Below are 21,672 nucleotides of genomic sequence, written 5' to 3'. Positions count from 1 at the left end.
ATATGACCAAGATCACCTTTATTGGTGCGGGTTCCACGATCTTCATGCAGAACATCGTGGGCGATGCCCTGCTGACCCCTGCGCTGGCCGACAGCCACTTTGCGCTGATGGATATCGACCCCGAGCGTTTGGCTGAAAGCGAGGCGGTCGCTCGGGCAATGATCCGCTCGGTCGGATCGGACGCGTCCGTCTCTATTCATACCAATCGCCGCGCCGCGCTGGACGGGGCGGATTTCGTGATCACCGCCTTCCAGATCGGCGGGTACGACCCCTGCACGATCACCGATTTTGAAATTCCCAAGCAATATGGCTTGCGCCAGACTATAGCTGACACACTGGGAATTGGTGGCATCATGCGCGGCCTACGCACGGTTCCGGTTCTGTGGGATGTGGCGCGGGACATGATGCAGCTGTGCCCCAATGCGACCCTGTTGCAATACGTCAACCCAATGGCGATCAATACCTGGGCACTGGCCGAGCAATTTCCAGCGCTGAAGCATGTTGGTCTGTGCCATTCGGTCCAGAACACAGTCGAAGAGCTAGCGCATGATCTGGACCTGCCCAAGGGTGACATCCGTTTCAAAGTCGCTGGCGTCAATCACGTCGCCTTCTTTCTGCGGTTGGAACATCAAGGACACGATCTATACCCCGCATTGCGGCAGGGCTATGCAAGCGGCCAGATACCCAAGGCTCCACTGCTGATGCCGCGCTGCCCCAATAAGGTTCGGTATGAGGTAATGAACCATCTGGGCTATTTCTGCACCGAAAGTTCCGAGCATCTGGCGGAATACGTACCGTGGTTCATCAAGGACGGGCGGCAGGACCTGATCGAGCAGTTCTCGATCCCGTTGGACGAATACCCGACCCGCTGCGTAGAGCAGGTAGCCAGTTGGAAAGAACAGGCCAAGACCCTGACCGAAGGGCGTAATATTAAGGTCACCCCCAGCCACGAATTCGCTGCCGATCTGATGAACGCCATCGTCACCAACACACCTTACGCGGCCTATGGCAACCTGCCCAACACCGGCCAAGTCCCGCAATTACCCTTGGGGGCTGCCGTTGAAACCCCGTGTTTGGTGGACAGCAATGGTGTGCAGCCCTCAGTGGTCGCGGACATCCCTCCGCAGTTGATCGCGCTGATGCGCAGTCAGATCAATGTGCAGGAGCTAACGGTACGCGCGCTGGTCGACCGGAACCCCGAATACATATATCACGCCGCCATGATGGACCCGCACACTGCCGCCGAACTGGATTTGCGCCAAATCCGCAACCTAGTCGATGACTTGCTCATCGCTCATTCCGACTGGTTGCCGGACTGGTGCATACCCGCCAAAGCCGCCTGACGCCAAGATTAGAAGGCAATCAAAAATGACAAAAAAACGCCGATCACAGCACTGGTATGGCAAGCTGGACAAAGATGGGTTCATCCACCGCTCGTGGATGAAGAACCAGGGCTTTCCGGATCACGCGTTTGACGGGCGCCCCATCATCGGTATCTGCAACACATGGTCGGAGCTGACGCCGTGCAACTCGGGCCTGCGTGATCTGGCCGAAGGGGTCAAACGCGGCGTGTGGGAGGCCGGGGGCTTTCCCGTTGAATTCCCGGTGATGTCGCTGGGCGAGACGCAGATGAAACCCACCGCCATGCTGTTCCGCAACCTGCTGGCGATGGATGTCGAGGAATCCATCCGCGCCTATGGCATTGATGGCGTCGTCCTGCTGGGCGGTTGTGACAAGACCACGCCGGGGCAGTTGATGGGTGCGGCCTCGGTTGATCTGCCGTCTATTGTGGTCAGTTCCGGCCCAATGCTGAACGGCAAGTATCGCGGGCAGGATATCGGGTCGGGCACAGACGTCTGGAAGTTTTCTGAAGCCGTACGCGCAGGTGAAATGACCCTGCAGGATTTCATGAATGCGGAATCCGGCATGTCGCGCAGCGCTGGTGTTTGCATGACTATGGGCACGGCCAGCACAATGGCGTCATTGGTCGAGGCGATGGGCATGAGCCTGCCCACCAACGCCGCCCTGCCCGCCGTGGATGCACGGCGTATGGCGCTGGCACATCTGACCGGGAAACGCATTGTCGAGATGGTGGATGAAGACCTGAAACCCTCAGACATTCTGACCAAGGAAGCGTTTGAAAATGCCATTCTGCTCAACGCAGCCGTGGGTGGATCGACCAATGCGGTTGTACATTTGCTGGCGCTGGCGGGCCGTGTGGGCGTTGATCTGACCCTGAAGGGCTTCGAGATCGGCTCGGAAATCCCGTTGCTGGTCAACTGCATGCCCTCGGGCAAATACCTGATGGAGGATTTCTGTTATGCAGGCGGCGTTCCCGTCGTTTTGTCCGAACTGAAACCATTTCTACGGCCAGCGAAGACGGTTTTGAACAAGGATATCTCAGCCCATTATGAAGGGGCCGAGTGTTTTAACCGCGACGTCATCCGCCCCTTTGATGATCCGGTGAAACCTGCCGCGGGCCTTCGCGTGCTTCGTGGCAATCTGGCACCGAACGGCGCAATCGTAAAACCCTCGGCCGCAACGGACGCACTGTTGGAAACCGAGGCCGAAGCCTATGTCTTTGAAAACATCGAAGACCTGAAAGCCAATATTGACCGCGATGATCTTCCAGTGACGGCTGAGACCATTTTGGTGCTGAAAGGCTGCGGCCCCAAAGGCTATCCTGGCATGCCCGAGGTCGGCAACATGCCGATCCCCGCGCGGCTGGTGAAAGAAGGTGTGCGCGACATGATCCGTATTTCGGACGCCCGTATGTCCGGCACTGCATTCGGAACCGTCATCCTGCACGTAAGCCCCGAGGCACAGGCGGGCGGCACGCTGGCGCTGGTAAAAACCGGCGACCGTATCCGTGTTTCCGCCAGCAAGGGCGAGCTGGAATTGCTGGTCGACCAAAAAGAACTGGACGCGCGCCGCGCAGAATGGCAACCGGATGCTCCGCATTATACGCGCGGCTACGCGAAACTTTATATCGACCATGTGTTACAGGCCGATCAGGGCGCGGACCTTGATTTCCTTGTCGGCAAAGACACCCGCCTTGTGACCAGAGAGAGCCACTGATGGACCAACCCGCCACCTTCCACGACCTGCACGGGGCATCCGTCTATATCACCGGCGGCGGCTCGGGCGTTGGCGCCGCACTGACGGATGGGTGTCTGGCCCAAGGTGCAAACGTCGCTTTCATCGGCCGCTCGGATGCCAGCGATTTCGTCGAAGAGATGCGTGACAAACACGGTCGCGCGCCATTGTTCATGCAAGGCGATATGACGGATACCGATTTGCTGCACGCCACCATGCAAAAGGCGGCCGAGGCGCATGGCCCCCTGAATGTGCTGATCAACAACGCCGCCAACGACAAACGTCACGCGCTTGAGGACACTACATCCGAGTTCTGGGACTGGATGATCGAAGTGAACCTCAAGGCCTATTACTTTGCCTGTCAGGAAGCTGCGCGCCAGATGAAGGATAAGGGAGGGTCTATCGTCAATTTCAGCTCAATCAGCTACATGATGGGCAATTCAGGTTATCCGATCTACACCACATCAAACGCCGGGATCACCGGGATGACGCGATCCTTGGCGCGCGAGCTTGGACCGAAGAACATCCGCGTGAACGCGCTAGCCCCCGGTTGGGTCCTGACGCAAAAACAACTGGATATGTGGGCCACGCCAGAAGATCTGGCTGCCCATTTGGATCGACAGTGTCTGAAAGAACACCTGACGCCCGAGGACATGATCGCACCGACCTTGTTCCTGGCCTCGAACGCTAGCCGGGCGATGACCGGGCAATGCATGGCCGTCGATGGCGGCGTCGTCGTAACGGGGTAAAACCATGAATACAGAATGGATCGCGGTCGATTGGGGAACGTCTCATCTGAGGGTGTGGGCCATGCAGGATCAGAAGGTTCTGGACCACGCTCAATCGCACAAAGGCATGGTGCGTGTGGGCAAGGACGAGTTCCAACCTGCCCTGTTCGAGCTGATCGAAGGATGGCTGGGCACTGCTCCGATTGACGTGGTTGCCTGCGGTATGGTCGGCGCGCGCCAGGGCTGGGTCGAGGCCCCGTATTCGGCGGTTCCGTGTGAACCAATCCCAGTGGCTCCGTTCCGCGTGCCGAATACAGACACCCGAATTCGCGCCTTCGTAGTGCCCGGATTAAAACAAACGGCCCCGCCGGACGTCATGCGCGGCGAGGAAACCCAGATCTCTGGCTTTCTGGCCACCCATCAGAACTGGGACGGGGTGATTTGCCTGCCCGGGACCCATACCAAATGGGTGCAAGTCAGCGCCGGTGAGGTCGTCAGCTTTCGAACCTTCATGACGGGCGAGATGTTCGATCTGCTGGGCGGGCAATCGGTGCTGAAACACTCGGTCGGTGAAGGCTGGGACGATGCCGCCTTTGCCGAGGCCACAGCCGATGCGCTGTCGAAACCGGAACAGTTAGCGGCGCGGCTGTTTGGTCTGCGGGCCGCCGATTTGCTGCGGGGACAGGACAGCGGTATTACGCGGGCGCGGCTCTCGGGCTTTTTGATCGGCGCGGAACTGGCGGCCACCCGCCCCTATTGGCTGGGTCAGCAACTGGCGATCATCGGAGCCGAGAACCTGTCAGAAATCTATGCCAAAGCCCTGCAACAACAGGGTGCGTTTGTGGAAACCGCCAACAGCACGCAATGTACGCTGACGGGCTTGCTGCAAGCTCGCAATTTAACGAGGCAAACCGCATGAGCCGTCCTATCATCGCCATTCTGCGCGGACTGAGCCCTGAGGACGCCGTGGCCACCGGGCGGGCTCTGATCGACGCCGGCATTGACAAAATCGAAGTCCCGCTGAATTCACCCGATCCGCTCGCCTCGATCACCGTTCTGGCTAAAGAATTCAGCGGTCGTGCCCTGGTCGGGGCCGGTACCGTTTTGACAACCCAGCAAGTCGACATGGTGGCAGAGGTTGGCGGCAGGTTGATCGTGTCGCCCAATTGCGACCCCGAGGTGATCTCGCACACGCATCAGCTGGGTCTGGAAAGCTGGCCCGGTATCTTCACCCCGACCGAAGCCTTTGCCGCGCTCAAGGCCGGGGCTACGGGGCTGAAACTGTTCCCTGGTGCCTTGGCTGGCCCAGCGGGACTTGCGGCCTTGCGCGCGGTGCTGCCCCAGGGCACGCAGGTTTACGCTGTCGGCGGCGCAGGCCCTGAAAACTTCGACCTGTGGATCAAGGCCAGTGCAGATGGGTTCGGCATCGGATCGGCACTGTTCAAACCCGACATGACTGTCCCGGAAGTCGCAAATCGGGCAGCACAAATCGTCGCTGCCTATGATGAGGCCGTTGGATGAGCTTCGTCTTCGACGACCGACCTTGTGAGCTGGGAGAAGGGCCGTTGTGGCACCCAGAGCGGCAGCAACTGTTCTGGTTCGACATTCTGGGCAAACTTCTGATGACGCGACAAGACAACGAACCTCGCAGTTGGCAGTTCGATGAACATGTATCAGCGGCGGGATGGCTGGATCGGGATACGCTGTTAATAGCGTCTGAGACAGCTTTGTGGCGGTTCAACCTGCAAAGCAGCCACAAGGACCTGATCACCCTTCTTGAAGCAGACAATCCGACCACGCGCTCAAATGACGGGCGCGCTGACCCGTGGGGCGGGTTCTGGATCGGGACGATGGGCAAATGTGCCGAACCCGACGCGGGCGCGATCTATCGCTATTGGCGTGGGGAACTGCGGCAACTGGTACCAAATGTCACGATCTCAAACGCGATCTGTTTCGCGCCTGACCGGTCTTACGCCTACTATACGGACACAGTGACGAAACAGGTCATGCAATGGCCTTTGAATTCGGAAACCGGCTGGCCTGAGGGCGACAGCACAATAATTCTGGACTTGCGCGTTGACGGCCTGAACCCCGATGGGGCTGTGGTCGACGCGAATGGAAACATCTGGATCGCGCAATGGGGCGCAAGCCGTGTCGCGGTCTATTCACCAACGGGGCAGTTTCTGGCGGCCATTACGTTTGAAGCCGCACATGTATCCTGCCCCGCATTCGGCGGCAACGATTTGACCACCTTGTTCTGCACCACCGCCCGCGAAGGTTTGGATGCGGAAACGCTTGTCACACATACCACCAATGGCATGACCTTTGCGGCCCCCGGCGTAGGCATTGGGCAGGCCGAACACAGGGTCATTCTATGAATCCCGAACTTGGCGTTTGCTATTACCCTGAGCATTGGTCCGAAGAGATGTGGGCCACAGACGCTGCGCGAATGGTCGAAACCGGCCTGAGCTGGGTCCGGATCGGCGAATTTGCCTGGAGTCGGATCGAGCCCACCCCAGACGATCTTCACTTTGATTGGCTGGATCGTGCAATTGAGGTGCTGGGGACCGCGGGCCTAAAAGTAGTACTGGGCACGCCCACAGCAACGCCGCCCCGTTGGATGCTTGAAAAACACCCCGATATGCTAGCGGTGGACGCTCAGGGGCAACTGCGCAAATTCGGTTCACGCAGACATTATTGTTTTAGCCATCAGGGATATATCGCCGAATGCACCCGCATAGTCCGGATCATGGGCGAACGGTATGGGCGAAACCCGCTTGTCGCGGCTTGGCAGATCGACAACGAATATGGGTGCCATGACACGACCGTCAGCTACAGCCAGCCTGCCTTGCGAGGTTTTCAGCGGTGGCTGGCCAATCAATATGGCTCGGTCGATGCTCTGAACGAGGCCTGGGGCAATGTGTTTTGGTCGATGGAATATGCAAGTTTCGACCAGATCGACCTGCCCAACCTGACCGTGACTGAACCCAATCCCGCGCATGTTCTGGCCTTTCGCCGGTTTAGTTCGGATCAAGTGGTGGCGTTCAACAAAGCGCAGGTTGACGTACTGCGACCACTGACCAACGCGCCGCTGTTGCATAACTATATGGGCAGGATTCTGGACTTTGATCATTTCAAGGTCGGTGCGGATCTGGATATCGCCACATGGGACAGTTATCCGATCGGGTTTCTCTCGGACCGGCTTGAGGCGGACGAGGCCCATAAAAAAGCGTTTCTGCAACAGGGCGACCCGGATATGCAGGCGTTTCACCACGACCTCTACCGCGCCGTCGGGCGGGGGCGTTGGTGGGTGATGGAACAACAACCCGGCCCGGTGAACTGGGCGCCGTATAACCCCGCCCCCCTGCCCGGCATGGTGCGCCTGTGGTCGTTGGAGGCGGTGGCGCACGGGGCCGAAGTGGTCAGCTATTTCCGCTGGCGGCAAGCTCCGTTCGCACAGGAACAAATGCATGCCGGCCTGTTAACGCCAAACAACAAACCCGCCCCGGCGCTGGCCGAGGCACGTCAGACCGCCGATGATCTGGCGAAACTTGGCGCGCTGACACAAACACAGGCTGACGTTGCCATTCTGTTCGATTACGCCTCGGACTGGGCATGGGCGGCACAGCCGCAAGGGGTCGAGTTCAACTATTTCCGGCTGGTCTTTTCGACCTATCGTGCGTTGCGGCGGGCGGGGTTGTCTGTGGATTTCATCTCTGCGACGGGCGCGCTCCAGTCCGGATACAAACTGATCCTCGCGCCCGGTCTGGCCACGTTGGATGGCGATCTGGAACACCGCCTGACAGAAGGGTGTGATCTGGCCATCCTTGGGCCGCGCACCGGCGCAATTACGCGTGATTTCCAAATTCCGATCTCAGGTCGTCCGGGCCTGTCCGGGTTGGATTGTGAGGTCGATCTGGTCGAATCCCTGCCCCCCAACGTGCAGCGCAAAGTTGAAGGCGGCGGCGCAGCGCAGCATTGGGTGGATCGCCTGTCCGGTGACGCGCCAGACCTGTTGACCTTTTGCGACAGGACACCCGCCCTGAAAGGCGAAAACGGGCTGTGGTACCTTGCGGGCTTCCCGGACGAAGCGCTTTGGGACAGAATCGTCGCAATGGCCGCGCAAAAAGTCGACCTGCCCTTGCATTCAATGCCCGATGGGCTGCGCCGACGCGAGACTGAGCAGCATTTCTTTCTGGTGAACTATACGACTGCGCCCGTCCTTTGGGATGGGCACAAAATCGCGGCGTGTGACGTCACCATCCTGCGCAAAGACAGGCACGACCAGAGTTAGCGTCAGGCACTTTCGAACCTGTTGACGAACCCGGCACGGGCATCGGCATACCACGGGGCTTCGGCCAGCCACGGATTAAGGTTGGCCAGCGAGTCACCCGGATAGGCCTCGGCAAAGTTAATTCTGAACTCATCGCCTGCGAAATCCTCAGCGCCGAGAACGGCTGTATTATACCCATTCACCGCTGCCGCAGCGCCGGCGGGTTCGGGTCGATACAAATAGTCGATAAACGCGTAGACTTGTTCGATGTTTTCCGCCCCGACCGGCAATGAAAGACCATCCACCCATGCCATCGCGCCCTCGATCGGAGCCTGGTAGTGCACTGGTTCCCCAGCCGTTTTCAATGCCAACGGAGGCCCGTCCCAGGTTTGGCCCACAATCACGCCGTCCTCCAACAGACCGAATTTCTGAGCTTCCGCATCATTCCAGATCAGCTTGATCCGGTCCTTACGTTCGATGCACCAATCCGTGATCTGCCCCCAGACTTTGCGCATGGTGTCTTCGTCGTCATAGGCATCCCAAACCGACTCGGGCTCCATCTCACCGATACGTTCCAAATACAAACCCGCGCACAGCATCATCGAATGCGCCCGGCCCATAGTCTTGCCAGCATTTTCTGCGGCCCAAACGTCCCCAAAAGATGGCGCGTCACCTTCGGGCGACCACAGATCTGTGCGATAGGCGATCCCTTCGGTGCCCCAGATATGCGGCAACCAGTGCGTTCCGCTTTTGTTAAGATTCCATGATTCCGTGCCAATCCTGATCATGGACGGGTTCACCGCATCGACGTTCACTCGATCCAGATCAAAGGGTTGCAGCAGGTCCAGCGGTGCCCATTGCAAGGAACGCATGTTTGTAGGCGTGACAAGGTCAAACCCACGACCATCCGAGGCCATCATCATGCTGAGGATCTCTTCATTCGAGCCAATCCCGATATGATTGACCTTGATCCCTGTCTCGGCTTCGAACCCTTCCAGAAATTCTGGCGGCAGGTAATCCGACCACATCACAACGTTGATCTCACCCGAAGATGCCAACGCTCTTTTGCTGTAAAGCGGGGCGGCCAAAACAGACGCACCCGCGCCTTTCAGCAGCGTGCGTCTGGAAAGAGATGTGCGTTTAGCCATAATCGATTCTCCCGCCATGGAATTGTTTTGCTTCTTTTACTTGCAGCAAACAGGAATGTGGACCGCCAAGACTACCGGTCTTGCCAGATCGAAACCCCATAGGGTGGAATTTCAGAACCACCAACCAAATAGCCCTGTGTGCCGTCCGACGGTAATGACAACCCGGTTGCCCCAAAATTAAAGGCAAATCCCAATCCTCCGCGGCGGGTGATCCGCAGATCCGGTTCGCAATCTGTGACGGGAATGTTCGCCCAGCTCAATGCGTCCGAAAGGATGGTATGCAGCAACGGGCCGCGCGGGATCATCGCCAGATAGATCGCCCGATCCGAGCGCACAATTGCCGGGCTACCATCCCGGTACGCGCTGCAAAAACTGGCCACTACCGTTTCGTTGGTTTCGATGATTTCCCGCCAACCGGTAAAGTCATATGTCGCTCCGTCCTGAAAGCGCACCGTTTCCTGCGCCAGTTCGGGCAGCGATTCCGCGCGCCGGACTGTCACGCCAGTCAGGTCAGCCAATTCTCCGGGGGCAAGGTTTAGTGGCGTGTGCATATCCGGGGTCTTACTGCCCGCGCGTGCGCCGATCAGTAGTTTCGCCCCGCTGCCCCGCAATTTCGCGGCCAGTTCAGACGAAACAATCATGCTTTGCGGGATAACGATCAGGATATACTCATTCAGGTCATCCTGCGGCCCAACAAAGTCCAGATCGACCCCAAAAGTGCGAAGCCCGGCATACCATTCGCGGATGATCCGCGCGTTCGGGAAGGTATCATCATGCGGAAGAATATCCGCTGCCCATATGGATTCGTAATCCAGCAATATGGCCACGTGCGCCCGCTCACGCGGTGCATCTGGCAGATTTTCCCGCTCAGCGGCGACCTGCGCCAGTTCCACAGCCGCCTGATCCGGGCTGCCATCCGAGCGCAGCAGCGCCGTATGATATTGTTCCTGCGCGAATCTGGCTTGCCGCCAGCGAAAGAACATTACCGCCTGCGCACCATGGGCATAGGCCGCCCAAGTCCACAGGCGCACCATCCCATCCACCGGTGAGGGGTTCTTCTCGGCCCAGTCTACCGGGCCGGGCTGTTGTTCCAGCACCCACATACGACCTTTGCCTTGCGAACGGTACAAATCGCAATGAAACCCTTGATAATCCGGCGCGCCAGTTCGTAAATAGCGACGCTTTTCGTCCTCAGACAGGGTCGAACCCAGCAGATTGCCCAGCGGGTAACTGTCGAAACCGACAATATCCAGATCGGCGGCAACGGCGTGGTGATCAAACTCGAAACTGCCCGCCATGAAATTATGAGTGATGTCCCGGCCCGGAGAATACTGACGCAGCACATTCACCTGCGCACGGTTGAACAACCGCACCCGGTCCGAGGAAAAACGTGCGAAATCCAGCGCATGGGTTGGGTTGGGGCTGGCCACCAGTTCATTGGGCAATTCGATCTGATCAAAGCTGGAATAAAGCGATCCCCAGAACACGGTCCCCCAGGTGTCATTCAGCACCTCGATCGACCCGTAACAATCAGACAACCAACGCCGGAATCCGTCCCGCGCCGTTTTTGAATAGCTGAGCACTGTATCGTGGTCATTGTATTCATTGTCGATCTGCCAGGCGTGAACGTATGGGTTCTGGCCATAACGGCGGGCATATTCGGTCGCGATCCGGCAGGCCTCGGCCAGATAGACATCGCTAGAAAAACAATAGTGCCGCCGCGATCCAAAGCCGCGTACCCGCCCATCCGGGCCAACCGGCAGAATCTCGGGGTGTTTGTCGATCAGCCATTTTGGCGGGGCGGCGGTGGGCGTGGACATCATCACGCGCAACCCTGCCTCTCCCAATATGTCGATCACCTCATCCAGCCAATCCCAGTGGAAAACACCGCGTTCCGGTTCAATCAGGCCCCAGGTGAATTCGGCTATGCGCACCCAATCCAGCCCCATCTCGGCCATTCGCTGCGCGTCTTCACGCCACAGCGATCGATCCCATTGTTCGGGGTAATAGCAGACCCCAAGTTCCAACCTGTTCATCGGTCTTCCCTCGCCGTACGGCGCTCTATCCACTTAAGGAAACTGGCGCAGCCCAGCGTGATCACCACATATAGGATCGCCGCCGTATTGAAGGGCGCAAAGGGCAGGAAGCTGGCTGCCTGAAACTCACGCATCCTCTGGGTCATGTCGCGGACCGACAGGATTGACAGCAGCGAGGTATCCTTGATCATCGCAATGAATTCATTGCCCAAAGGCGGGGTGACGATGCGCAACGCTTGCGGCAGAATAATCAGCCGCGCAGTTTGCCAGCGCGACAAGCCTAATGAGCCACCCGCCTCGATCTGCCCGCGTGGGATGGCCTCTATCCCGGATCGGAATATCTCGGCCATATAGGCGGAATAGCCGACCGAGATTGCGATGATCCCGCGGGTCATGTTGGTCATGTCGATGCCGCCAGCCGTAGCATCCTTGACCGCCCCCGCCAAAGGCAAGCCGATATACAGGATGATCACCAGCATCGGAATGCCACGGATCGTGTCCACGAAGAACTCGGCCCCCACGGCCAGCGGGTGCAGTTTATGCTGTGCGCCGCCTATCGTCAGCGTCAACAACAGAAAACCAAACACGGCAAAGGCCAGCGCCGGGTTGCGGTAGTTATCCGGCAGGAATTGCGTCTGCCAGATCACCGGATAACCCTTGGTGTTGGTGCCGACGGGGACAAAAGCGCCTGACACGCTGTCGACGGTTTCGATCTGTTCCACCGCACTGGCAGCGTTCGGAGCGCTGCGGATGCGATATTGCCGGTCTTTACCGCCTTCGAATTCACCAAACCGGATTATGTCGGCCTGCGCCTGCGGGGTGCCGCGCACGATGGCAATCCGGGCGTCCAGTGTGCCGATAAGTTCGTATTTCACCTGCGGCTGTATGAAGAAAAACGCCGATACGCCTAGCAGAGCCAAACTGACACAGCCATAGACAACCGTCGTCCGCGCCTTGGGCTTGAACGATTGCAACCCGACCCAGATCAGGCCCAGAATGGCGGCAAAGATATAGGCGAAGATGGCGGCGCGAAAGGTGATCGCCACACCGGTTGCAAATTGCCAATGCGCCATGAACATCAGGTAGAACAGCGCCGCCCCGGTCAGGATTTCAAACCCAAGCTGGGCAAATCCCCGCGTCCTGACGGGCAGCCGGCCCGACAGCAATATACTTGCAACCACAAGTGCATAGATCGGCAGTAGCACCTGAAGGCCGGTTTGAACCTGATCTACAACTTCGGGAAACAGTACCCAGGTTTGCGAGGATCGGTCGATCAGGGCCGAGGTATTTTCGCTAAGCGCATGAAAGAAGACGGATTCGGCAAATGGCATCAGCACCTGCGGCGCGACAAATCCCAGAACCGCCAGGGCCACCGCAGCAGGCAGCGCTGCCAAAGCCGAAAACCGCAACCAGCCCGGCGCGGTTAGGAACCGGGCATTCCGGGCGCAGAGATATCCCAGAATTGCCACCGACAAAACCAGCAAAAACCCGACAAATATCGGACCAGCATTATTCCCGATCCCCAGAATGGCGATCAGCGAGCGCAGATATTTCGAAGAGGTTGCGAACAGGTAGATGATGAACGGGGCCGCGGCGAGCAGAACAAGATTGCTCGGGCGGATCGAGCTGAGACGCTTCATGGAACCTCACTGCAATCAGGTGGCCCGGTCGCCATGGGCACCGGGCCTTTAAGGGTCAGATCAGGTTATTCGGTGCCCCAGTAATTGCTGACCAGCTTGTCCAGCGTGCCGTCAGCCTTGATCGCTGCCAGCCCTTCATTGATAGCGTCGACCGTGGCATCGCCTTCTTGAAACACGATGCCCAGAGGGTCGGATTGCAGACCGGTGATGCCCACGGTTAGCGCTCCCGCGAACTCCTGCTCATAGGCTGCGGCCGAGGTGCCGTCGATGATCACACCCTGAACGTCCGCGTTTTGCAACGCTAGGATCGCGGCTGAGAAGTTGTCATATAGGCTGACATTTTCGCGCCCCACAAGGTCTTCGGCCAGTTGCGCGTTGGTGGTACCGGTCTGCGCTGCCAGTTTCTGACCACCGGCCTTGAAATCCTCAAGAGTCATGTCCGCATTGTCGACCTGCAGCAGGATGGCTTGGCTGACTACAATATAGGGTTCCGAGAAATCCATCGTTTCTTCGCGTTCTGGCGTGATCGACACGCCCGAGATCACCAGATCAAACTCGCCCTGCTGAAGTGCGGCAAAGATGCCGTCCCATGCGGTGTTGACGAAATTCGGGACGCAATTGACCTTTTCGCAGATCGCATTCATCACATCCACGTCAAAGCCGACGATCTGACCCGTTGTCTCATCGACGGTTTCCATGGGCGGATAGGTGGCGTCGGTTCCGATTTTCAGAACGCGCCCGTCCAGATCGGCCGCATAGGCCATGGGGGCTGCCATTGCGGTCAGAGCCGCTGCGGCCAGTAGATTCTTAAACATCTTTAAGTCCTCCTATGTTGATTTACGTCGTGGGCGCCTTTTGCGGCGCGGGGGTGTCAGGTTGGCGCTCAATCAGCGTGGCCCTGATCTTTTTCTGGGTCTCGGACGAGTCGACCCCATCCAAAGCTTTCAACATGTATTCGCCCAGCAAATGGCTGGTTTCTTCGATGGGCACATAATAGGTGGTGGTTGGTGGAACGAAGTAGCGGCTAAGCTGCAAATCATCGGTCGAGATCACAACCATATCTCGACCAATCTGCACACCGGCCTCATGGGCGGCAGAGAGCACGCCGAGCGTCATCGCCTCATTCGCGCAAATGCAAGCCGTGGGGCGGTCTTTAAGCTGGTGCAACGCCTCAAAACACAATTGCCCGGTACTGGCGGTTGTGGGGCCATTGAAAATCAGAGTCGGGTCAGGCGCTAGGCCGCCATCGGCCAAGGCTTGCTCGTATCCGGTTTGGCGCTGCGCGGCATAAATCAACTTCGCCGGAGGATTCACCAGTGCAATACGCCGGTGCCCCAACCCTACCAACCGTGCGGTGGCGTCAAAAGCAGCCGCCTGACTGTCGAAATCGACATATGCATGGGGTGTCTTGCTGTTGCTCATACCCATGGTCACGAAGGGAAAGCGATGTTGTTGCAGAAAGGCGATGCGTGGATCGTCATGCAATGTGCCAGAGAAGATGACACCATCTGCCAGACCGTCCTGCACTATCCGCACCAAAATGGTCATGGCGTCCGACAGATCGGCCACATTGAACACAGACATTTCGTATCTCGACGTCTGCAGGGCCGACGAAATACCGGCCAGAACGCGGGTGAACTCAACCCCTTCCCATTCCTCTGCCGCATCTGACGACACACTGACCAGCACGGCGATGCGGTAGGATTTGTTGGTGCGCAACTTCAACCCATCCATATTGACGCGATACCCCAACCGGGCTGCAGCGGCCTGAATCTTTTGCCGCGTGTCTTCCCTGACAGAGTCAACCTCGCGCAAGGCATTCGAGACGGTGCCGACGGAATAGCCGGTTTCTCTGGCGATCGACTTGATCGTTGCGCGTGCCATCACCCGACCTCCGACGACATTTGGGTCATCAGATATTCTCGGCCCGTCCGTAGGGTTTCGACGTGGTCTAGCGTTTCGTCATGTTCAACAAATAAGTCGCTGCATGGGCTTTCACCCAGAATGCGCAGAACATGCGGCCAATCCACAATTCCCTGCCCCAAGTTGCGCCAGCGGTCATCACCCTGCCCCTGAGCGGCGTCCTTAGCATGTACCGAGATGATCCGCCCTGCGTACCGCTGCAACAACGCTGTCGGGTCCGGCGTTGAGACAGCCAACCATCCGATATCGGGCTGCCAATACATCGCCTCATGCGCCAAGATCAGGTCCAAGGGCGTTTCACCGACCCGACCCGCCAGATCGAAATCATGATTGTGATAAGCCAGACGAACTCCATACCCCGCCAAGCGCGCCGCCCAGCAAGAGAGTTGGCCTGCTACAGCCTGCCAACCTGCGATTGTGACAGGGCGTGCCTTTGGTACCAGCCATGGCATCACAGCGATCCGGCAGTTCAAAAGGTCAAGTAGGGTCAGAATGTCGTCAAACCGGGATTCGAACTCCTCCCAATCGAAATGGGCCGATCGGACGGTCAGGCCCGACTGCGCCACTTGCTGCGTCAGGTGTAGAAGGGGCAGATCATGAAAGCCAATCGTTTCGACATCTGTAAACCCGCAGGCGCGAACCAGATTTAGCTGCTTAGCCAAATCCCCTAGCTGCCTGACTGTATAAAGCTGTGCCGATATCCGCATCTACCTGTTGTAGAATCCTCGATTGAAACGTTTCAATCAAGGTGAAGCAGCAGCACCCCTTTTGTCAAGATTCGCCCTTTAGGGGCTGGTATTTCATCGGAAGTGCTGACAAAAGGCATTAAATCGATAATGATACCGCTAACATCTAGTATGCAAAGGGCCGACCTGTTAGCTGGCGGCTCAACTGGCGAAAACAGGTTCTAACCATGAACTACATCCGCTCTGATTTTCCCGAGGAATTCCTCTTTGGTCTGGCTTCGTCAGCGCAGGCGAGGGAACAGGAATTCGATTTGGCGCGTGAGACCGGTCTTGATTGTTACCAGTTTTCAATCAATTGGGCTCGTGTTCTGCCCGAAGGTCGTGGAGCGTTGAACGAAGACGGTCTGGACCAATATGATCGCCTGATCGACACTCTGCTGACGCACGGCATCCGTCCCTGGGCAACGCTTTGCCACGAGGAAGTGCCGGCAGCGCTCGCGGATCTTGGGGGATGGCGAAACCGTGACATCGCGGGATGGTTCGCTGATTTCACCGAAGTCATAATGGGACGTATCGGCGACCGTATGCATGGTGTCGCGTCAATCAGTGCGCCGTCAGGCATCGGCGACATGCGCCACTTTAGAATCCAGACGCAGGATATATATAAAAGTCGTGCTACTGCCCGCGCCATGCACCATCTGCTACTGGCCCATGGCCACGCTATCGACAGGATGCGAGGATTGGGCATGAGCAACCTTGGCATTTCATTCGATCACGCAAACGCTGAACAACAGGATGTCGGCGAGACTCATCCGATTTTTGACGTCTGCGACCACTTCTTCGCATCAGCTGTGTTCAACAAAACCTACCCCGCGACAGTGGCTGAAACATTGGATGCTCATCTATCCACCGGCTGGCAGGACGATTTCAAAATCATTGGCGCACAAATTGATTGGTGTGGGCTGAGCTTTGCTGGGCACAGTCAGGCCGCAGGCAACATGGTCCGCCAATTGAGCCATTTTCAACAGGATTACTCGCAAGACCTGCCGATCATTGTCATCGAAAACGGCGCGACCAATCTGGAAGGTTCACGACAGAGCGATGACCTCTCGCAACATCTGAACGCTTTGCAGGATGCGCTGAAAATGGGTGTTCCTCTAAAGGGGGTTTTTGTCCGGTCTTTGCGGGATCGTGACACTAAATACGACGGACCGAGTGACCCAGTCACTGGCAAATCCCGCACGCGGGAAAACCAATCGGAGGGTACGTCTAGCTCGTATAGGTCAGCCTTTTCCAATGCGATCATATCATCGCCTCGGCCACAAACTGCCGGAACCAGACACAATCCTTGGGATATAGTGGCCGATATCGGTGGCACCAATACGCGCTTAGGAGTGATCGCAGACGGAAAACTGACCGATCTGCGCAAATACCCGACTGGCAGCCTACCCGATTTGCTTGATGCCTTTCATGCCTTGCGCGATGAGATCGGCACTGATCCGCGTGCTGTAGTTGCCGCTGGGGCCGGGCCCGTCAAGGAAGGTACAATCCGCCTGACGAATGCAAAGCTCGACTTGTCCGAAGACAATATAGGCAAGGCCACCGGTGCTCAGCATACCTTTGTGATCAACGACTTTACCGCCGCCGCGTGGTCAGTGGCCGAAATCACCGGTGAGGATGTCGAGGTTTTGCAAGGTGCCGCGACCCCTCGACCCGGAACGCGTTTGGTTGTGGGGCCGGGGACCGGCCTTGGTGTCGGAGCGTTGCTGTATTCCAAAGGTCGATATCACACCGCATCCGGTGAAGGCGGCCATATCGGCCTGTCGCCGCGCCACGAGGATGAGGTCGAGATATTTAAAGCCGCGCGACATGTCTCTCCGAATTGTTTCTTTGATGATACGCTGGTGCTTGAGGCAGAAATGTTCCTCAGCGGCACTGGTCTGCCGATCCTGTACCGTGCGATCGGCATGGCTGACGGACAAACTGACACGCCAGAACGTAGCGCCAAGGACATTCTTGAAGCCGCCCGCGCGCAGGTCGATCCGATCGCCGAAAAGACAGCCAATATGTTCACCACCTATCTGGGCGCAATGATGGGTGATCTTGCTGTCGTGCTGATGCCTGTGGGTGGCGTGTTCCTGGTTGGTGGAGTGGCCGAGAAAAACCGCTGGCTGTTCACAGATGCGTTCCGCGATGCTTTCAACGCGGGTGGACGGTTCAGCGATTTACGGAAGTCGATGAGTTTGTATGTGTCAGAGCAGAAAGAATTTGGCATTATTGGCGCCAACAACTTCTGTAAAAATGCGCTTGCGCGTTAATTTTATTGCCCGACCCCTAAAAACAGAAAGGACCCCGCATGATCCTGTGCTGCGGTGAAGCCCTGATTGACATGATCGCCACCCCGACGGTTTCGGGCGAGGCCGGCTTTGTGCCCCATTCCGGCGGCGCCGTCTTCAACACCGCCATTGCTTTGGGGCGGCTGGGGTCCCCGGTTGGTCTGTTGACCGGGCTGTCAACAGATATGTTCGGAGACCAACTGGCTGATGCCCTTCAAGACAGTCATGTGGATGCGAGCCACGTGATCCGGTCGGATCGCCCCACGACACTGGCCTTTGTAAAGCTAAGAGATGGGCACGCCTCTTACAGTTTTTTCGACGAAAACTCAGCCAATCGCATGCTGATGCCCGAGGATATGCCGGATCAGTTGCCCGCGATATCAGCGCTGTATTTCGGCGGGATCAGCCTTGCCTGTGAACCCTGCGCCGACGCTTATGCCGCGTTTCTGGAACGGCAGGGCGCAGATCGGGCGGTGATAATTGATCCGAATATCCGCCCGGATTTCATTAAGGATCAGACCCGATATCGCACCCGCCTGAACCGGATGATCGCACAGGCGGATATCGTAAAGGTCTCGGATGAGGATCTGGGTTGGATCATCCCCGGACCGGAAAGCATCGCCGAGAAAGTGCCGCTACTTCTACAGGCCGGACCCGCCGTGGTCATCGTGACCCGGGGCGGTGACGGCGCATCGGGCTATCTGAAAGACGGATCCGAAACCTCCGTCCCCGTGCAACCGGTGCAGGTGGTGGATACTGTCGGCGCGGGCGACACGTTCAACGCCGGGATTCTGGCCGAGCTGGAGCGCGGCGGTCACCTGACCAAAACCGCTCTGCGTACTCTGAGCGCCGAAACTCTGCGCGCGGCTCTAGCCAAAGGCGCAGAGGTCGCGGCCCTTACGGTTTCCCGCGCCGGCGCCAACCCGCCCTGGGCGCACGAACTTTGACCCCAAAGAGACCAACATGAAACGTTCAGACATCAACGCAATCAAAACTGAGGCCGAGGCTTTTATCCGATCCTTCGGCGCGGTTCTGCCCCCCTTTGCCAACTGGTCCCTCGAACAGATGCGCAGTGAAAAGGCCACAGGCATTCGCGAACGCGGGCTAGGTTGGGACATTACCGATTATGGGCAGGGTCGTTTTGACGAGCTCGGCCTGTTCCTGTTCACCCTGCGCAACGGCGATGTGGCCGATCTGAACAACGGCCGAGGTATGCTTTACGCTGAAAAGCTGCTGGTGTCGCGGGACAAACAGCTGTCGCCAATGCACCGCCACATCATCAAAGCCGAGGACATCATAAACCGCGGTGGTGGTGATCTGGTAATGGAGATTTTTGCCTCGGACCCGCAGGGCGGCATTGATCGAGACAATCCGGTTGTTGTGCCCAGCGACGGTTGTCTTGTCACAATCAAACCCGGTGAATTGCTGCGCCTGAAACCCGGCGAAAGCGTCACCCTGATGCCCGGCATATGGCACGCCTTCTGGGCCGAACGGGGTGATTGCCTGATTGGCGAGGTTTCGACCGTCAATGACGACCGCACCGACAACGTGTTCGAAGACCCGATCCCGCGCTTTGCAACCATCGAAGAAGACGTCGCGCCGGATTTCCTGCTGGTGGCGGATTACTATGCCTGATGCGCGAAATTCAGGCTGACCCGGACCGCAAAATGATAAGTCCCTTTTCTTAAACCGGAAAAGCGCATTAACATGGTCGCGAAACCGGGTGAGGGCTTTAACCCTGACCCATGGGCGCAACAACTGTAAGGGGACTGGTCCCATGGTCACGAAAGCCGAGCTTGAAGCCCAGGTCGCCGATCTGCGCCGCCAACTGGCCGAGCAAACTGCGGCCAGCGAACAGGCACCCACGCCGGAACCACACGATACAGTGGCCGACAAGATCGCCGAGAACATCGACAACTGGACCGGTCAGCTTGAAGAAGCGCTGACCGAACTAGAGGATCTTCCTCACAAAAGGCCAATCCTGTTTGCGCTTGGCATTTTCACGCTTGGCTATCTGCTAGGCCGATCCCGGTAGGAGCCTGATCATGAGCCGCATTTCCCGCAATATCTCGATCATCCTGCGCGCCGAACGGTTGATTGCCCAACGCCACGTCGCGGTGGCCGCGCGTCGAACCGGTTTCTACGCTGCGGCGGGGCTGGCCGTTGGACTGGCTGTCATCATGCTGAACGTGGCCGGGTTTTTCTGGCTGTCAGCAAGCCTGTCCAAACCGTTGGCAGCCCTTATCATGGCCGGAGCCAACCTGGTGCTGGGCGTGATCCTGGTGTTGCTGGCTAACACGCAGAATGCACAGGCAGATACGACGGCAGCGGTCGAACTGCGGGATATGGCATTGATGGATATCGAGACCGAGGTCAAAGACACTCTGTCCGACGCGCGCAACACCGTGACAGGTATCCGGCGCGATCCGCTGGGTGCTCTGACACCGGATATCATCAGTGCCATTCTGAGCACGCTGCTCAATTACGCCAAGCGCCGCAAAAATAATCCCGAGGAATAACGGCTAGGGCACCATTCGGGCTGCGGCGCGGGCGATCACCATCTCTTCATGCGTAGGGATCAACAGAATGCGGACGCGGCTGAAATCTGTCGATAGAACCGTGCCGTTATCAGCATTTCTGTTGGGGTCCATCTCAATCCCGATCCAGCGCATCCCTTCGCAAACCCGCTGGCGGATCAGCGCCGCGTTCTCGCCTATACCACCGGTAAAGACCACGGCATCCAACCCCTCCAGCGCGGCAGAGAGAGCACCCAACTCGCGCCGGATACGGAACACGTAGTAGTCGATCGCTTTGCGCGCCTCCGGCGTTTCGGCGGCCAATAAGGTGCGCATATCCGACGACATTCCCGACAGTCCAAGCAGGCCGGATTTGCGATAGAGCATATCGGCGATTTCTTCCGCGCTCATGCCTTCTTGCTGCATCATGTACAGTACGACCCCCGGGTCCAACTGGCCGCTGCGCGTGCCCATCGGCAGGCCGTCCAACGCGGAAAAACCCATGGTGGATGCCACGGCCCTCCCGCCTGATACGGCACACATCGACGCGCCATTGCCCAGATGCGCGATGACCACACGGCCATCATATAGGCCCGGTGCGATCTCTTTAAGTTTTTGCGTGATGTAATCATAGCTCAGGCCGTGAAAGCCATACCGGCGCACCCCCTTGTCATAGTAGCTCTGCGGCAGGGCAAAAGTATCGTTGACCCATGGGTGGGTGCGGTGAAAGGCCGTGTCGAAACAAGCCACCTGAATCGTGTCCGGAAAGGCGTTGCTAGCGGCGCGGATACCGGCAAGGCTAAAGGGTTGGTGCAGTGGCGCAAAGGGAATGAACCCTGTCAGAGTAGCCATAACCCCTTTGTCGATCCGCACGGGCTCCGAATAGACCGGCCCTCCATGCACGACCCGATGGCCGATGGCCCGGATGCGGATGTCCGGCAGGTTTTCGTCGACCATGTCCAGAAAGGCCTGGATCGCCTCGTCATGGCCGTGAGTATCGGTTAGCGGTTGATTGATCGAGCGCCCCCCTGCAGACTCCGCCAACAGGCGAGGTGCGTCCCCCAAGCTTTCGATCTGGCCGTGCCAGCGCATGCTGGGGCGGTTGTTTTCGACCAACTCATACAGCCCGAATTTCAACGAAGAAGACCCAGCATTCAGCGCTAGAACATGGTCAGCCATGAAATTTACCTTTGTTTACCTGTACAGGTTTCAACATCAATCCTTCGGTTTCGCATTTCATTTGCGTTTTCAACCGACGGGCGATTTTCCAAAAGATGAAAATAAAGTGCT

19 protein-coding genes are annotated in these 21,672 nt (G+C 57.9%); 12 read left to right on the top strand and 7 right to left on the bottom strand.

The window, feature by feature from the left end:
- The first annotated feature begins 2 nt into the window (after positions 1 to 2).
- From RUE5091_RS09890 to RUE5091_RS09860, 7 genes are read left to right on the top strand one after another with little or no spacing between them, the layout of a single operon-like run.
- Positions 3 to 1,343, top strand: coding sequence for an alpha-glucosidase/alpha-galactosidase (locus RUE5091_RS09890; protein ID WP_058281726.1), 1,341 nt, complete (start codon positions 3 to 5; stop codon positions 1,341 to 1,343).
- 25 nt (positions 1,344 to 1,368) lie between these two features.
- Complete coding sequence (locus RUE5091_RS09885) at positions 1,369 to 3,078, top strand: IlvD/Edd family dehydratase (protein ID WP_058281725.1); 1,710 nt, start codon at positions 1,369 to 1,371, stop codon at positions 3,076 to 3,078.
- Positions 3,078 to 3,845 (top strand): SDR family NAD(P)-dependent oxidoreductase, encoded by a 768-nt coding sequence (locus RUE5091_RS09880; RefSeq protein WP_058281724.1) that lies wholly within the window; start codon positions 3,078 to 3,080, stop codon positions 3,843 to 3,845. The genes RUE5091_RS09885 and RUE5091_RS09880 overlap by 1 nt, the downstream gene beginning before the upstream one ends.
- Before the next feature lie 4 nt (positions 3,846 to 3,849).
- The gene (locus RUE5091_RS09875) at positions 3,850 to 4,743 is read left to right on the top strand and encodes a 2-dehydro-3-deoxygalactonokinase (RefSeq protein WP_058281723.1); all 894 of its coding nucleotides are present in this window, start codon (positions 3,850 to 3,852) and stop codon (positions 4,741 to 4,743) included.
- On the top strand, positions 4,740 to 5,345 hold the full coding sequence (locus RUE5091_RS09870) for a 2-dehydro-3-deoxy-6-phosphogalactonate aldolase (protein WP_058281722.1): 606 nt from the start codon (positions 4,740 to 4,742) through the stop codon (positions 5,343 to 5,345). The genes RUE5091_RS09875 and RUE5091_RS09870 overlap by 4 nt, the downstream gene beginning before the upstream one ends.
- Positions 5,342 to 6,202 carry an SMP-30/gluconolactonase/LRE family protein gene (locus tag RUE5091_RS09865; protein WP_058281721.1) on the top strand — a complete coding sequence of 287 codons (861 nt, stop codon included), beginning with the start codon at positions 5,342 to 5,344 and terminating at the stop codon, positions 6,200 to 6,202. Before RUE5091_RS09870 ends, RUE5091_RS09865 begins: the two co-directional genes overlap by 4 nt.
- Positions 6,199 to 8,118, top strand: coding sequence for a beta-galactosidase (locus RUE5091_RS09860; RefSeq protein WP_058281720.1), 1,920 nt, complete (start codon positions 6,199 to 6,201; stop codon positions 8,116 to 8,118). Before RUE5091_RS09865 ends, RUE5091_RS09860 begins: the two co-directional genes overlap by 4 nt.
- A gap of 2 nt (positions 8,119 to 8,120) precedes the next feature.
- On the opposite strand, the gene RUE5091_RS09855 is transcribed toward RUE5091_RS09860, so the two are convergent.
- From RUE5091_RS09855 to RUE5091_RS09830, 6 genes are all read right to left on the bottom strand, one after another.
- Positions 8,121 to 9,245, bottom strand: coding sequence for an extracellular solute-binding protein (locus RUE5091_RS09855; protein ID WP_058281790.1), 1,125 nt, complete (start codon positions 9,243 to 9,245; stop codon positions 8,121 to 8,123).
- 71 nt (positions 9,246 to 9,316) lie between these two features.
- A complete protein-coding gene (locus tag RUE5091_RS09850) occupies positions 9,317 to 11,281 on the bottom strand; it encodes a beta-galactosidase (RefSeq protein ID WP_058281719.1) in 1,965 nt (654 codons plus the stop codon).
- The gene (locus RUE5091_RS09845) at positions 11,278 to 12,921 is read right to left on the bottom strand and encodes an amino acid ABC transporter permease (protein WP_058281718.1); all 1,644 of its coding nucleotides are present in this window, start codon (positions 12,919 to 12,921) and stop codon (positions 11,278 to 11,280) included. Before RUE5091_RS09845 ends, RUE5091_RS09850 begins: the two co-directional genes overlap by 4 nt.
- Before the next feature lie 65 nt (positions 12,922 to 12,986).
- A complete protein-coding gene (locus RUE5091_RS09840; protein ID WP_058281717.1) occupies positions 12,987 to 13,736 on the bottom strand; it encodes a basic amino acid ABC transporter substrate-binding protein in 750 nt (249 codons plus the stop codon).
- 22 nt (positions 13,737 to 13,758) lie between these two features.
- Positions 13,759 to 14,805: a LacI family DNA-binding transcriptional regulator gene (locus RUE5091_RS09835; protein WP_058281716.1), complete on the bottom strand. Its 1,047-nt coding sequence runs from the start codon at positions 14,803 to 14,805 to the stop codon at positions 13,759 to 13,761.
- A complete protein-coding gene (locus tag RUE5091_RS09830; RefSeq protein WP_165590762.1) occupies positions 14,805 to 15,506 on the bottom strand; it encodes a sugar phosphate isomerase/epimerase family protein in 702 nt (233 codons plus the stop codon). Before RUE5091_RS09830 ends, RUE5091_RS09835 begins: the two co-directional genes overlap by 1 nt.
- Before the next feature lie 251 nt (positions 15,507 to 15,757).
- Between RUE5091_RS09830 and RUE5091_RS09825 the strand changes: the two genes are divergently transcribed.
- The 5 genes from RUE5091_RS09825 to RUE5091_RS09805 all read left to right on the top strand — a co-directional run bounded on the left by RUE5091_RS09825 (position 15,758) and on the right by RUE5091_RS09805 (position 20,385).
- The gene (locus RUE5091_RS09825) at positions 15,758 to 17,848 is read left to right on the top strand and encodes a family 1 glycosylhydrolase (protein WP_058281714.1); all 2,091 of its coding nucleotides are present in this window, start codon (positions 15,758 to 15,760) and stop codon (positions 17,846 to 17,848) included.
- Positions 17,849 to 17,886: 38 nt separating this feature from the next.
- Positions 17,887 to 18,813, top strand: coding sequence for a carbohydrate kinase family protein (locus tag RUE5091_RS09820; RefSeq protein ID WP_058281713.1), 927 nt, complete (start codon positions 17,887 to 17,889; stop codon positions 18,811 to 18,813).
- Between the two features lie 16 nt (positions 18,814 to 18,829).
- Complete coding sequence (locus RUE5091_RS09815; protein WP_058281712.1) at positions 18,830 to 19,501, top strand: D-lyxose/D-mannose family sugar isomerase; 672 nt, start codon at positions 18,830 to 18,832, stop codon at positions 19,499 to 19,501.
- A gap of 142 nt (positions 19,502 to 19,643) precedes the next feature.
- Positions 19,644 to 19,901: a hypothetical protein gene (locus RUE5091_RS09810; RefSeq protein ID WP_058281711.1), complete on the top strand. Its 258-nt coding sequence runs from the start codon at positions 19,644 to 19,646 to the stop codon at positions 19,899 to 19,901.
- Positions 19,902 to 19,911: 10 nt separating this feature from the next.
- The gene (locus RUE5091_RS09805) at positions 19,912 to 20,385 is read left to right on the top strand and encodes a hypothetical protein (protein ID WP_058281710.1); all 474 of its coding nucleotides are present in this window, start codon (positions 19,912 to 19,914) and stop codon (positions 20,383 to 20,385) included.
- Positions 20,386 to 20,388: 3 nt separating this feature from the next.
- Here RUE5091_RS09805 and RUE5091_RS09800 read toward each other — a convergent pair whose 3' ends face one another.
- Positions 20,389 to 21,561, bottom strand: a complete 1,173-nt coding sequence (locus RUE5091_RS09800) for an acetate/propionate family kinase (RefSeq protein ID WP_058281709.1) — start codon at positions 21,559 to 21,561, stop codon at positions 20,389 to 20,391.
- Between the last annotated feature and the right edge of the window lie 111 nt (positions 21,562 to 21,672).

The organism is Ruegeria denitrificans, assembly GCF_001458295.1.
Lineage (GTDB): Bacteria > Pseudomonadota > Alphaproteobacteria > Rhodobacterales > Rhodobacteraceae > Ruegeria > Ruegeria denitrificans.
The sequence above is the reverse complement of the archived record's forward strand: the minus strand, read 5'-3'. Positions and strand labels throughout refer to the sequence as shown.